At 66.5% G+C, this 12902-nt stretch carries 16 protein-coding genes; 6 read left to right on the top strand and 10 right to left on the bottom strand.

Annotated features, from left to right (window positions below):
- Positions 1 to 142 precede the first annotated feature (142 nt).
- On the bottom strand, positions 143 to 1216 hold the full coding sequence (locus tag J3E61_RS05015) for a folate-binding protein YgfZ (RefSeq protein WP_210082818.1): 1074 nt from the start codon (positions 1214 to 1216) through the stop codon (positions 143 to 145).
- A 32-nt stretch (positions 1217 to 1248) separates the two neighbouring features.
- Here J3E61_RS05015 and J3E61_RS05010 point away from each other — a divergent pair, with 32 nt between their 5' ends.
- Both J3E61_RS05010 and J3E61_RS05005 read left to right on the top strand, forming a co-directional pair.
- A complete protein-coding gene (locus J3E61_RS05010) occupies positions 1249 to 2127 on the top strand; it encodes an aminodeoxychorismate lyase (protein ID WP_192724179.1) in 879 nt (292 codons plus the stop codon).
- A gap of 67 nt (positions 2128 to 2194) precedes the next feature.
- Positions 2195 to 3070 carry an adenylate/guanylate cyclase domain-containing protein gene (locus tag J3E61_RS05005; protein WP_210082817.1) on the top strand — a complete coding sequence of 292 codons (876 nt, stop codon included), beginning with the start codon at positions 2195 to 2197 and terminating at the stop codon, positions 3068 to 3070.
- Between the two features lie 228 nt (positions 3071 to 3298).
- On the opposite strand, the gene J3E61_RS05000 is transcribed toward J3E61_RS05005, so the two are convergent.
- The gene (locus J3E61_RS05000; protein ID WP_210085435.1) at positions 3299 to 4363 is read right to left on the bottom strand and encodes a sodium:calcium antiporter; all 1065 of its coding nucleotides are present in this window, start codon (positions 4361 to 4363) and stop codon (positions 3299 to 3301) included.
- Between the two features lie 68 nt (positions 4364 to 4431).
- On the opposite strand from J3E61_RS05000, the gene J3E61_RS04995 reads away from it, so the two are divergent.
- Complete coding sequence (locus J3E61_RS04995) at positions 4432 to 5283, top strand: amino acid ABC transporter substrate-binding protein (RefSeq protein ID WP_210082816.1); 852 nt, start codon at positions 4432 to 4434, stop codon at positions 5281 to 5283.
- Here the strand turns inward: J3E61_RS04995 and J3E61_RS04990 are convergent.
- The 8 genes from J3E61_RS04990 to lmeA all read right to left on the bottom strand — a co-directional run bounded on the left by J3E61_RS04990 (position 5280) and on the right by lmeA (position 9837).
- Entirely contained in the window at positions 5280 to 5540 is a 261-nt protein-coding gene (locus J3E61_RS04990; protein ID WP_192724176.1) for a hypothetical protein, read from the bottom strand. The two genes, J3E61_RS04995 and J3E61_RS04990, sit on opposite strands and share 4 nt — an antisense overlap.
- Positions 5540 to 6214, bottom strand: a complete 675-nt coding sequence (locus tag J3E61_RS04985; protein ID WP_210082815.1) for an FABP family protein — start codon at positions 6212 to 6214, stop codon at positions 5540 to 5542. Before J3E61_RS04985 ends, J3E61_RS04990 begins: the two co-directional genes overlap by 1 nt.
- Before the next feature lie 108 nt (positions 6215 to 6322).
- Entirely contained in the window at positions 6323 to 6646 is a 324-nt protein-coding gene (locus tag J3E61_RS04980) for a DUF732 domain-containing protein (RefSeq protein WP_192724174.1), read from the bottom strand.
- 136 nt (positions 6647 to 6782) lie between these two features.
- Complete coding sequence (locus tag J3E61_RS04975) at positions 6783 to 7085, bottom strand: DUF1416 domain-containing protein (protein ID WP_015309369.1); 303 nt, start codon at positions 7083 to 7085, stop codon at positions 6783 to 6785.
- A 1-nt stretch (position 7086) separates the two neighbouring features.
- Positions 7087 to 7920: a sulfurtransferase gene (locus J3E61_RS04970; protein WP_192724173.1), complete on the bottom strand. Its 834-nt coding sequence runs from the start codon at positions 7918 to 7920 to the stop codon at positions 7087 to 7089.
- Positions 7910 to 8392, bottom strand: a complete 483-nt coding sequence (locus J3E61_RS04965) for a DUF4395 domain-containing protein (protein ID WP_210082814.1) — start codon at positions 8390 to 8392, stop codon at positions 7910 to 7912. Before J3E61_RS04965 ends, J3E61_RS04970 begins: the two co-directional genes overlap by 11 nt.
- A 210-nt stretch (positions 8393 to 8602) precedes the next feature.
- The gene (locus J3E61_RS04960) at positions 8603 to 9025 is read right to left on the bottom strand and encodes a thioredoxin family protein (protein WP_192724171.1); all 423 of its coding nucleotides are present in this window, start codon (positions 9023 to 9025) and stop codon (positions 8603 to 8605) included.
- Positions 9022 to 9837: a mannan chain length control protein LmeA gene (gene lmeA / locus J3E61_RS04955; RefSeq protein WP_192724170.1), complete on the bottom strand. Its 816-nt coding sequence runs from the start codon at positions 9835 to 9837 to the stop codon at positions 9022 to 9024. The genes J3E61_RS04960 and lmeA overlap by 4 nt, the downstream gene beginning before the upstream one ends.
- Before the next feature lie 158 nt (positions 9838 to 9995).
- Here lmeA and J3E61_RS04950 point away from each other — a divergent pair, with 158 nt between their 5' ends.
- The 3 genes from J3E61_RS04950 to pstS all read left to right on the top strand — a co-directional run bounded on the left by J3E61_RS04950 (position 9996) and on the right by pstS (position 12899).
- A complete protein-coding gene (locus J3E61_RS04950; protein ID WP_210082813.1) occupies positions 9996 to 10778 on the top strand; it encodes a response regulator transcription factor in 783 nt (260 codons plus the stop codon).
- Positions 10775 to 11662: a mycothiol synthase gene (mshD, locus tag J3E61_RS04945; RefSeq protein ID WP_210082812.1), complete on the top strand. Its 888-nt coding sequence runs from the start codon at positions 10775 to 10777 to the stop codon at positions 11660 to 11662. Before J3E61_RS04950 ends, mshD begins: the two co-directional genes overlap by 4 nt.
- A 100-nt stretch (positions 11663 to 11762) precedes the next feature.
- Positions 11763 to 12899: a phosphate ABC transporter substrate-binding protein PstS gene (gene pstS, locus J3E61_RS04940; protein WP_192724167.1), complete on the top strand. Its 1137-nt coding sequence runs from the start codon at positions 11763 to 11765 to the stop codon at positions 12897 to 12899.
- Positions 12900 to 12902 lie beyond the last annotated feature (3 nt).

Below are 12902 nucleotides of genomic sequence, written 5' to 3'. Positions count from 1 at the left end.
ACGGAGCGGCCCAATTTTTAGGCGGCTCCGATCTGTGTGTCTTTATTGTCCTGCCAACACTTTACCGTGCCCGGCTGTCGCGTGCTGGCAGGCCCGCTCCCGGCTGAGCCGTGAGTCAGGCCCGATCAGTCAGCCGACTACCTCAACGCCCCCGGCCGCGCAGCTGTTCCACCGCGACTCGGCCCGCTCCGACCACATCGGCGGGGGGTAGTGAATCGGGATCGATCACCGCCGCGACCTCCGTCTGCCCGCCCGTGGTCAACGGCGTGTCCGCCGGCAGGCCACGCTTGAGCAGCGCCAAGGCGATGGGCCCGTCGTCGACATGGTCGATGACAGTGCCCAGCCTGCCGACACTGCGCCCGCCTGCCAGCAGAGGATCGCTGGTTGCCGGGCGATCCGCCGAGCCGTCCAGCTGAACGAGCACCAGCATGCGCGGCGGTTTGCCCAGGTTATGGACGCGAGCGACGGTTTCCTGGCCGCGGTAGCAACCCTTGTCGAGGTGCACCGCCGTGCCGATCCAGCCGACCTCATGCGGGATGGTCCGCTCGTCGGTGTCCACGCCAAGACGCGGCCGCAGCGCGGCCACCCGATGGGCTTCGTATGCCCACACGCCTGCAGGCCTGACCCCGGCGTCCACAAGTCGCTGTCGCCACTGGGCGGCTTGTTCGCGGGGTACGACAAGGTCCAACTCGATGCCTTTACCTGGCATTCGCCGCAGAAAACCGCCGCTTTCGAGCGCCACAGCGGTGCCTTCGCCGGGCAGCGAATCGACGCCGAGCGCCTCGAGGACCCCGGGATCGGCCAGCCGCGGGCCGAGTAGTGACAACACCGCCAGTTCGGCCGGTTCGACCGCGACGTCGGACCAGAACACCATCTTGCGCAGGAACGCGAGCAGCGGTTCGCCGCGCCACGGCTCGGTGTCCAGATAAGTGACGCCGTCGAGCTCGGTCTGGATCCAGTGATCTTCGACACGTCCCTGCATGTCGAGGCTCAGATTCTGCGTGACCGCGCCATCTGGGAGCTCGCTGACGTGCTGCGAGGAGATGTTGTGCAGCCAGCTCTTGCGCTCACTGCCGGAGAGCGTCAGCACGGCCCGGTGCGAGCGGTCGACGACGACCGCGTGGTCGGCGGCCGAGCGCTGCTCGCCAAGGGGGTCGCCGTAGTGCCACACGGCACCTGCGTCCGGTCCGGTCTCAGGCGCGGGAACTGCGGACATGCCTTCAACTCTACGGGCTAGGCTGCTACGCCATGGCCAGCCAACCCGGAGTCGTAGTCACCCTCGACGGCCAACTGCACGACCCCGCGGCGCCACTGCTTTTCGCAGACGATCTGGCAGCGGTGCGCGGCGACGGCGTCTTCGAAACGCTGTTGGTGCGCGATGGCAGCCCGTGCCTGCTGGAGGCGCACCTGGCCCGGTTGACGCAATCCGCGCGAATGGCCGATCTGCCCGAGCCCGACCTGCCGCAGTGGCGGGCGGCCGTCGCTGCGGGGGTAGCACGCTGGCTTGCCGATGGCGAAGGCGAGGGCGTGCTTCGGCTGGTGTACAGCCGCGGCAGGGAAAGCGGATCGCCGCCGACGGCGTTCGCGACAATCGGGCAATTGGCCGCGCGGGTCGCCGAGGCCAGGCGTAACGGCGTGGCGGCGGTGACGCTGGCGCGCGGCCTGCCCGCCGAAGGGGCGTCCGACATGCCGTGGCTGCTGGCGGGCGCGAAGACGTTGTCCTACGCGGTGAACATGGCCGCGCTGCGGCATGCGGAGCAGCAGGGTGCCGGCGACGTGATCTTCGTCAGCTCTGATGGCTACGTCCTGGAGGGGCCGCGGTCGACGGTGGTGATCGCGACCGAACTCGATGGGAACCCCGCGCTACTGACGCCGCCGCCGTGGTATCCGATTCTGCGCGGCACCACGCAACAGGCACTGTTCGAGGTGGCGCGCAACAAGGGCTACGACTGCGACTACCGCAATCTGCGGCCAGCCGATCTGTTTGCCGCACAAGGAGTTTGGCTGGTCTCGAGCATCACGCTCGCCGCGCGGGTGCATACGCTGGATGGCAAGCCGCTGTCGTCTGCGCCGCTGGCCGGCGAGATCGCCGAGCTGGTCGACGAGGCCATCTTGAGCGATCGCTGACGTCGCACCCACCCATACGACATCCTGGATGGGTGGGGGACGGGTCGGCTGACGAACGGCTGACGAGGTGGCAGCGGCTGGCGTTGCGCCGCCTGATCAGGCACGCGGGAAGGCGGCCTGGAGAGAGCCGCTGACACCGGGCGACTGGCAGGCCTACTTCGAGTTCTCCACCATCACCAGTACGCGGGCGGTACATCGCGTCCTACGCTCACTGCCGGCCAGCCCGCGGTGCGGCATGTGCGGCGCGCCGTTCGCCGGAATCGGCAGCCGGTTGGTTCGGCCACTGGGCTTTCGCCCGTCGCGGAAGAATCCGACGCTGTGTGCGACGTGCGTCGAGCTGGCGCCGCCGGGTGGCATCACCACAGAGGTCGGCGTCATGTTCGCCGACCTGCGGGGCTTCACCACGCGTTCGGAGTCCATCTCCCCGCAGGAGGCGAGCGCGCTGCTGCGCCGGTTGTATTCCGTCGCAGAAGACGTGCTCTTCCCGGAAGCGCTGATCGACAAGCTGATCGGCGACGAGGTCATGGCGCTTTATCTGCCGATCTTTGTCGCAGGGAGCTCATGGTCACCCGAGGATGACGACCGGCGAACGGTGGCCAACGTGATGCTCGACCATGCCCGCAGGCTGCTCGAAGGGCTGGGCTATGGCAGTCGCGAAGGTGCGGCGCTGGACCTCGGTATCGGCCTCGATTACGGCGAAGCGTTCGTCGGCAACATCGGCGGGGGCACTGCGGTCAGTGAGTTCACGGCCATCGGTGACGTCGTGAACACCGCGGCCCGGCTGCAGTCCTGCGCAAGCAGTGGCGAGGTCATGGTGGCCGAACGCCTCGCGCGATTTCTCGACGAACCGGCCGGTCCGCTCGAGCACGTCACGGTCAAGGGCAAGCACGAGCCCGTCGCCGCCCAGCGGGTGCGTTGGTTCGAGACACCAAAAGTGCGCTAAATCGGTTGTCGCCGTGCGGATGCGAGGGTACGGTCGGCCGTACACAAGGAAGGAGGTGGTCCGACCAATTGATTGACTTACGGACATGTGAGGTGGCTGCGAGCTAGCAGCGCACGGGGAGTCCTCCGCGCGCGCTGGCGAATTCCCCGCAGTCACCCGGCCCCCGAGCCTCTCGGTTTTGTCCAACCAGGTACAACGGCTCGGGGGCCGCTTCATGTCTGCGGTCGGCTAGCCGCTGATGAAGGCCAGTCCGACGATGCCGACGATGTAGAGCACGAGCACGACGATCGAATCCAGCCCCATGCGCAACCATTGGCGCTCCGGGCGAAACACCAATCCGACCATGTAGACCACCGTGAGCAACGCCGCCAGCGCGGTGAGGTAGATATCGGTGTGGTGCGCCAACGGTAAGACGGCGGATCCCGACAGCACTTCTGCGAGCAGGAAGAGCACCGGAAGGAACGCATTGCCGCCAAAGATGTCGCTGACCGCCAGCTTGTAATCGCCAAGGCGGGTCGACGTGAGCCCGGTGGACAATTCCGGCAATGAGGTGGCGGCCGCCAACACCGTCGCACCGAAGACCACGCCGGACATCCCCCAGCGCCCGAACACCGCTTCGCCGCTGCGTTCGATATAGACGCCCGCGACCAAGGTGGCGACAGCCGCGACCGCGAACACCGTGACGGTCCGGGCCGTGCTGACGCCTCCCTGAGTTGCCTTGTCGGCGTTGGTCTTTGCGGAATGGCCGGGCGGCTTCTGCTGGCTGCCCGGTGCGTGACCGCCCTCATGCCACGGCAACTCCCGGTCACCGCGGCGCACCAAGAGCAGACCCACCGCCCAGATGACGGCTATCAACGCGGCACCCGGTGTGACCCGCCAGACGATCAGCGCCGGTGGCAGTTGCGTCGACATCACCACCACAACCAACAACGCCACCACCAACGCGCCCTCGAGGACGAGGGTCAGCGATGCCGCCAGGTAAGTCAACGGCTTCCGGGGCCGCACGCCGGCGGCGTCGAGTGCCACCAGCACTACCGTCTGGATCGCGATGCCGCCGAGGATGTTGCCGACCGCGACGTCGAGTTGATGCGCCAGCGCCGCGCTGGTCGTGATCGCGATCTCGGGCAGGTTGGTGGCAATCGCCAACAGGAGGATTCCGCCCAATGCCGACCCGAGGTGCCACCGTTGGGACAGCACGTCGGTGGCATCGGACAATTTGACGCCGGCCGCCCAGATCACGATCGCGCAGAGGAGGAAAACGCAGAGCAGCACCCACGACGGCAACGACGTCACGCCGAGGCGAATACCCGCTCGACTGCCCAGCATCCCTGTGAAGCTGGCGTGAGTTAGCTGGGTGCGCGATGATGCGCCCCATGGGCAACGTGTGGAGGCTGGCCGTCGCGGCCGTCGCGGTAGCCACCGCATGCGCGCCGATCTCCGAGCGGACCGCCACCGGCACGGCAGACAAGTGCACGAAGGACAATCTCGGAACGCTGTATCCCGGCATCTTCACGTTCGGCACCGACCAACCGGTGTACCCGCCGTGGTACATGGGCGACAACCCCGCCAGCGGTGAGGGATTCGAGGCTGCGCTCGCCTATGCCATCGCGGCCAAGATGAAGTACACGGACGACGAGGTGCGGTGGGTACGGGTGCCGTTCAACACGGCGCTGGCTTTTGGGCCAAAGACGTTCGACGCCAACCTATCTGAGTTCTCGATCACCGAACAGCGCAAGGCCGCAGTGGATTTCTCCTCGCCGTATTTCGACGTGACGCAGGCGGTCGTCACGATCAAGACGTCACCGGCGGCGGCCGTCAAGACCGTGCAGCAGCTCAAGGCGTTGCGACTGGGTGTGCAGGTCGGTACCACCAGTTACACCGCGGCGACATCGGTGAACGGTGACTTTCCTGTCGAGGTGTACAACACCAACGGCGACGCCAAAATGGCGCTGAGCAACGGCGAAATCGATGCACTGGTGGCCGACCTGCCAACAGCGTTCTCCGTCGCCAACGAGCTGCGCAACGGGTTGATGGTGGGCCAATTGCCAAGCGCCTCAGGTGATATCGAGCAGTTCGGCGTCGTGCTGGACAAGGGCAGCGCACTGACTCGCTGCGTATCGTGGGCCGTCGACAGCCTCCGCAAGGACGGCACGCTGGACCGGTTTAAGCAGCAGTGGCTGACCGACGCGGGCAGGGCGCCCGTGCTGGCTTAGCTCGCCGGACCCGGCGCCAGCGACGAGCACGCCTGCATGGCGCTGCGCCAGGTGCTCTCGTCGACGCCAGGCGGGGGACCGGCGGCCGGACCCGGCGCCGCGGGCACACCATGCTCGCTCAGACAATGGGCGAGACTTCCGTGGCCTGCCGGCGTGACCGACGTCGACGGTTGTTGTTGGGGCGGCGGCGTGTTCGACGAACATGCGGCGAGCAGGCCGGCCGCGGCGAGCCCGACGGCGATCGGTCGCACCCGCATCAGCCGACGAATCGTGACAGCCGGGCCGACAGGTGCGGGACCAGGCCGCCGTCGGCGTCCACCCGTTCTTCCACATATGCCAGGTCGCCACCCTCGACGATGCCGTAGAGCCGCTTGGCCCCGCCGACCAGCATTCCGGACTTGCTGCGGGCCAACGCGTCGGTGACCAGCTCCCAGGAGGATTGGGTACGCGGGCTGCCATAGAACAGTTCGATGTAACCGGCGGAATGGGCGAGCAGCAGCTCGATGGCCTGCGACTCGGACGGGTCGGTCGGGTCGTTGACGAACCGCCAGAAGCCGGTTTCCCGCAGACCGGGCGCCTCGTAGTCGCCGCTCTCGGTCAGCCGCCAGGAACGGGCCTCCCAGTTCAGGTAGTCGCCGCCGTCGTGCGAGACGACGATCTGCTGACCGAACCGGTAGTCACGCCCGGCCGCGCGGCCCTCACCCTCGCCGCGCCACACGCCTACCAACGGCAGCAGGGCGAGCAACGCGTCGTTGAGGTTGGCGCCCTCACGCAAATTGGCGGTGTCGGCGGGCAGCGGCAGATCGTCGAACACCGGGATGTTGCGGGCCGCCGTTGTCTTGGCGCGTTCGGCTGCCGCCGCGACGGCGTCGTCGCCGGACGTCACGACTCGTCGGTGATCAGACGGTAGAGCGCGTACAGCGCGAACCACGTGATCACCACGACGGCCGCGACGAGCATGATCTCGAAGAACAGCACCACGGCAGCGAGTCTAGCCGCCGAGGCCCCAATGGTTCTCGCCGGCCGTGGTTGGCCGAAACTACCCGAGTTCCTTCACGAACTCCGGGCAAAACGAGGTAGCCGCGGTGGTGACGAACGTCGCGGCGAGACCCTTGTTTCCGCCGAGACCGCGGCCTGCGATGTCCGCGACGGTCTCTTTGAAGGTGTCCCCGGCCGCGAAATCACGGCATACGGAGTGCCCGGCACTGATCACTCCGACCCGCGCCTGCGGCGGGATCGTGAGACCGTTGCTGGCCAATGCGTCGAGGAATTCGGTGTCGGGGCTGGCCGCAGCCAGCGGTGGGGTTGCTATGGCGAGGAGGGCGAACACCGTCGTCGCGAATCCCCCAATTGCGAATTTCATGATCGGCCCTGTTCATTGTGGTTGTCCCCGCGCAGCGGCGCAGGAACTAACCCCATGGTGGACCGGCCTAGCTAATTTCGGAGCGTTTTCGCAGCGAAAGCTGCGCTGCGGCCGGCAACCCGGCCTCAGCGTCCGCTCACGCGACCTTGACGTCGACCTCGTGGATGCCAGCTCCCGACGGTGCCACGCTGGCGTCGCCGTTGCCCGCGGGCGACAGCGCGCGCAGCGTCCACGTGCCGGGCGCGGCGAAGAACCGGAAGTCACCGGTGGCCGACGCGACGACCTCTGCGGTGAACTCGTCAGAGGCGTCCAGCAGGCGCACGAACGCGCCGCCGACCGCCTGACCCGACCCGTCGACGACGCGACCGGTGATCACCGTCTCCTTCTCGAGGTCGACGCTTGCTGGCAACGTCAGGCCTTGCTTCGGTGCAGAGCACATATCAACTTCCCAACTCGATCGGGGCCCCAACGAGAGAGCCGTATTCCGTCCAACTGCCGTCGTAGTTCTTGACGTTCTTGTGTCCCAACAGTTCCTGCAGCACGAACCAGGTGTGCGACGAGCGCTCACCGATACGGCAGTAGGCGATGGTTTCCTTCTCGCCGTCGAGGCCCGCCTCGGCGTACAACTTGGCCAGATCCTCGTCCGACTTGAAGGTGCCGTCCTCGTTGGCCGCCTTGCTCCACGGAACGTTGATCGCGCCGGGGATATGCCCTGGCCGCTGGCTCTGCTCCTGCGGCAGGTGCGCGGGAGCGAGGATCTTCCCGGAGAACTCGTCGGGGGAGCGCACGTCGACCAAGTTCTTCTCGCCGATCGCGGCGATGACCTCGTCGCGGAACGCGCGGATCGCGTTGTTGGGCTCCTTGGCGGTGTAGCTGGTCTGCGGCCGGTTCACCGGCTCCGCCGACAGCGGGCGCCCGTCGAGCTCCCACTTCTTGCGGCCGCCGTCGAGCAGCTTGACCTTGTCGTGGCCGTACAGCTTGAAGTACCAGTACGCGTACGCCGCGAACCAGTTGTTGTTTCCGCCGTAGAGGATCACGGTGTCGTCGTTGGAGATACCGCGTTCAGACAGCAGTTTGGAGAACTGCTGTGCGTCGACGAAGTCGCGCTTGACGTGGTCCTGGAGATCTTCTTTCCAGTCCAGCTTGATGGCGCCCTCGATGTGGCCGCCGTCGTAGGCGCTGGTGTCTTCGTCGACCTCGACGAAGACGGTGTTCGGCGCGGTGAGATTGCTCTCGGCCCAGTCGGTACTGACCAGGACCTCACTACGAGCCATGAACGAATTCCTTTCGGTTGCTTGGTGATTGAGTCAAACGGGAAATGAGCGGATAGAGCTGGCAACCGAGGCAGATGCCGAAGGCCGCATTGAGGAATGCCGCCACTAGTGCGAAGCCGGTGGCGATCAGGCCGAGAAGCTGTATGCCACAAGCGAATCCGACGACGCCGACGACAGCGAACACGAAACCGACCAGCTGCGCGAATTTCAGCGGCGGCACGGGTTCCTTCTCGGTGGTGGGTCCGAGCCGCGGAAGTACGAGGTGCGCGAATATCAGTCCATAGGGATGCTGACGCGGGCCTCGCCACGCGCCGATGGCGAAAACGACGGCCTGGACACCCAGGATGACGGCCGCGGCGAGCGGGCTGACGGCCGCCGCGAGCAGCGTAGCCACGAGCACGGCGGTGGTGATCCACGCGGCGAAGCGGGGGCCACGCACATCCACCTGCGTGGTCGTGGTGTTGGTCGACATGAAACAGACTCCTGTTGCGTTGACGGGCCGGGAATGAGCAAGCCGAAACGGCTGCTCCGAGCGAGCGCGCTAGACCGCGCGGCTGCGCTCAGCAGCTACAACAACAACAGCAACAACCCGCAACGCGGCACAGATCGACTGCGCGGCGCTTGGTGAGCATGGGCTCGAGGCGGGCGGACACGTCGGACAGCTTACCCAATGACATGGTGATCAAGCCAACAGCGGTTCGACGGCGGAGCGCAGGTCAGCGGCCTTGGGCACACCGGTGGTGCGATAGCGGGGACGGCCGTCCGCATCGAAAATCAACGTCGTAGGCAGCGACATCACCGAAAGCCGTCGAGCGGCTTCGGGATTGGCGTCCATGTCGATCTCGACGTGCGCGACGCCGGGCAGCTCATCGCACACCTGATCCACCACCCGCCGGACCGCCCCGCAGGGTCCGCACCAATCCGCGCTGAAGTGCAGGATGGTCGGCCCGCTTTCGGAAAGCCCGAGGTCGGAGGTGTCGACATTGCTGGCGTCGGAGGCGGCCTTCAGCATCCCGGCACGCAGCGTCACCAGCCGGCCTATTACAAAGGCCACGCCCAAAGCGGCGATCAGCACCGTGACCGCCAGTACCACTGATGAGCTCATGACAAATTGAACCGATCGAGCGGGATGGTTACTCCCTTGGTGATGCCCTCGATGATGACGTCCGAACCGCGGGCCCCCTCGCTGGTTGGTCGCACCCCGAACGGCAGCTTCTGACCAGGCAGGGAATTGCTGAACGCGGCGAGCACAGCAGGGAGTTTGTCCTCGGGGATCTCCTGGTCGGCGGTGCCCGCGCCGGTCAGCACGCCGGTCGCGGTGAAGATCAGCGTTGTCTCGTCGGGCCCGGCGATCGACAGGTCGACGGAGATGCTGACCTTCTTGTCGTAGCCCGCCTTCTTCGGAGTGCCGGTGAACACCAGCCCCCGGTTGCTGGAAATGCCGGACTCGGTGGTGCCGCCCGTCGCGTCGTTGGTCTCCCGCGACGGGGCCTCGACCAGCAGATCGGGGACGCCCATGAACCGCCCGAGATGCGTCGAATCGATGATGATGCGGCTTTCCAGCTTGCCGACCGGCAGCTTCGCATCGGGCCCGATGAGCCAGGAAGCGTCGGCCGCGTCGACCGAATGCAGGGTTGCCTCCAGGCCGACCTTGCCGACGACAGGGTGATCAACGCCACTGGCCTTGATCTCGATCTCATTGAAGTGGTCACTGGTCGCCTGCGTGATGAACGGAAAGCCCAGGATGCTCACCCACGGGTCGAAGTTCAGGTTTGCGGCCGCGCGCACGCTTCTGGCCAGCCGGTATTCGGCGTAGATCGCCGCCCCGAAGTCAGCACCCACGGCACCCACCACGACCACGGTTACGGTCGCGATGGCACCGATCAGCAGCTTTCGCACCCGGACATTCTGGCCCACCGCGACGGGTTGCCCTGCTCGACGCGGCTAACCGCCTGGTGCCGCGCTATCGTTATGTGACCATCGGCCGGGTAACGGCCGTATGTCAGGCGTGAATCTGGGAAGTCACCACCGACATCGTTGTCCGGGCGAGGTCCCTATGGCTGTTGGAGGGCCAGTTGGATCTATTGCTACTGACCGTCGATCCGCATCCCGAAACTGTGCTGCCCTCGTTGGCCCTGTTGGCCCACAACGTGCGGACAGCACCGACGGAGGTGTCCTCCCTTCTCGAGGCGGGCACCGCGGATGTGGCGATCGTCGATGCGCGCACGGATCTGGCCGCCGCTCGCGGCCTGTGTCGGTTGTTGGGTACGACGGGGACCTCGGTGCCCGTGGTGGCCGTCGTGACCGAGGGCGGCCTGGTCGCCGTCAACGTCGAATGGGGTCTCGACGAGATTCTGTTGCCAGGCACTGGGCCTGCCGAGATCGACGCCCGGCTGCGGCTGCTGGTCGGACGCCGCGGGGGCGTGGCGAACCAGGAGAACGTCGGCAAGATCAGCCTCGGCGAGCTGATCATCGACGAGGGCACCTACACCGCCCGGCTGCGCGGACGCCCGCTGGACCTCACCTACAAGGAATTCGAGCTGCTGAAGTATCTCGCTCAGCACGCCGGTCGGGTGTTCACCCGCGCTCAACTGCTGCAAGAGGTGTGGGGTTATGACTTCTTCGGTGGCACCCGCACCGTCGACGTGCACGTGCGACGGTTGCGCGCCAAGCTCGGCACGGAATACGAATCGCTGATCGGCACTGTGCGCAACGTCGGCTACAAGGCGGTGCGGCCCGCGCGCGGCAGGCCGCCTGCGCCGGGATCGGAAGTGTCCGACGACATGGTCGACGACGCGAGCTACGAGACGCCGGACAGCGTGCCCGACGCGCTGGCTGACCCGCTGCGCAGTCCGTGAGCTCAATCGGCTGGCGTGCGGGCCTGTCCGATGATGAGCAGCGCCGGATCCGTGAGCTGATCGCGGCGGCCCGACAAGAAGACGGCGTCGCACCCGTCGGCGACCAGGTGCTTCGCGAACTCGCCCACGATCGCACCCGACACCTGCTGGCCGTTGAGGGCGACGACATCCTCGGCTACCTCAACCTCACCGCAGACCCCGCGATGGCTGAGTTGGTGGTGCGTCCCGACGCCAGACGCCGGGGCATCGGTTCGGCGATGGCGCGCGCGGGGTTGTCCGAAGGCGGCGACGACGCGCGAATCTGGGCGCACGGCAACCTCGAGGCCGCGCGTGCGACAGCCAACGCGCTCGGCCTCGTCACAGTGCGCGAGCTGCTCCAGATGCGTCGGCCGCTGACCGACCTACCCCCGGTCACCGCAGCCGAGGGAGTCCGTATCACCACTTATTCCGGGGCCGCCGACGACTCCGAACTGCTGCGCGTGAACAACGCCGCGTTCGCATGGCACCCGGAACAGGGCGGCTGGACGGCTGCCGACATCGCCGAGCGTCGCGGCGAGCTCTGGTTCGACCCCGCGGGATTGTTCATGGCATTCGATGAGCAGACCGACAAGCTGGTGGGCTTTCACTGGACCAAAGTGCACAACGCCGATCTCGGCGAGGTCTACGTCGTCGGGGTCGATCCGGCCGCGCAGGGACGCGGACTGGGCGCCACACTCACATTGGCCGGATTGCACCATCTAGCCGTGCGGCTTTCCGAAAGTGAACAACCGACGGTGATGCTTTACGTCGAGGCAGATAACTCCGCGGCCGTCAAGACGTATCAACGGCTGGGTTTCGACGTATTCAGCGTCGACGCGGCCTACGCGGCGCCACCTGTGAATTAGCTGACCTGTTCACCTTCCGTTCACTTTCCATCTGAGATTCGTCCACTACGGCCGCATACGTTGCCGTGGAGTTCAAAGCCGTCAACCGAAAGTGGGATCAGTGAAGCTCAACAGCATTGGCAAGGCGCTCGGCACTACCCTCTCAGCGACGGCGATCGCCGCGCTGACGCTGACCGCCTGCGGTAGCGACAACAACGCCTCGGCTCCTGGCACGAGCGCGTCGGGCACGGGCACCGGCACCGCGTCCGCCAAGGCTGATTGCGGCGGGAAGAACTCGCTCACCGGCGAGGGTTCGACGGCGCAGCAGAACGCGATCGCCGAGCTGAACAAGGTGTGGGGCCAGGTCTGCTCCGGCAAGACCCTCGCCTACAACCCGACAGGTTCGGGCGCCGGCGTTGACCAGTTCATCGCCAAGCAGGTCGACTTCGCGGGCTCCGACTCCGCGCTGAAGGACGACCAGGTCAAGAAGGCCGCCGACCGTTGCGGCGGCAACCCCGCATGGAACCTGCCGCTGGTCTTCGGCCCGGTTGCGCTGGCCTTCAACATCGACGGTGTCGACAAGCTCGTCGTGAACGCGGACGTGCTGGCGAAGATCTTCCAGGGACAGATCACCAAGTGGAACGACCCGGCCATCGCCGCCCTGAACAGCGGCACGAGCCTGCCGGACGCCGACATCAAGCCCGTCTACCGCTCGGACTCGTCGGGCACCACCGACAACTTCCAGAAGTACCTGGCCGCCGCCGCCCCGCAGTCGTGGACCAAGGGCGCAGGCAAGGAGTTCCAGGGTGGCGCGGGCGAGGGTGCGCAGAAGTCGTCCGGCGTGGTGCAGGCCATCCAGGCGACGCCCGGGTCGATCGGCTACGTGGAGAAGAGTCCGGCCGCGGCTGCCGGCCTGAAGAATGCGGAGATCGACAGCGGTGCGGGCGCGGTCGCCCTGACCGACGACTCCACCGGGAAGGCCGTTGCCGCCGCCAAGGTCAAGGGCGACGGCAACGACCTGACGTTGGACCTGAACGCGCTGTATGCCAGCAAGGAGCCCGGCTCGTACCCGCTGATGCTGGCCACCTACGAGATCGTGTGCAGCAAGGGCTACGACGCCGACACCGCTGCCGCGGTGAAGTCGTTCCTGACGGTTTCGGCGAACCAGGGCCAGGCCAACCTGTCTGCCGCCGGTTACGTCCCGCTGCCGGACTCCTTCAAGCAGCGCCTGCTCAAGTCCGTCGACGCAATTGCATAGTTG

Source organism: Mycobacterium sp. OAE908, from assembly GCF_017872775.1.
Taxonomy (GTDB): Bacteria; Actinomycetota; Actinomycetes; order Mycobacteriales; family Mycobacteriaceae; genus Mycobacterium.
This window is presented reverse-complemented; position numbering and strand designations above follow the sequence as displayed.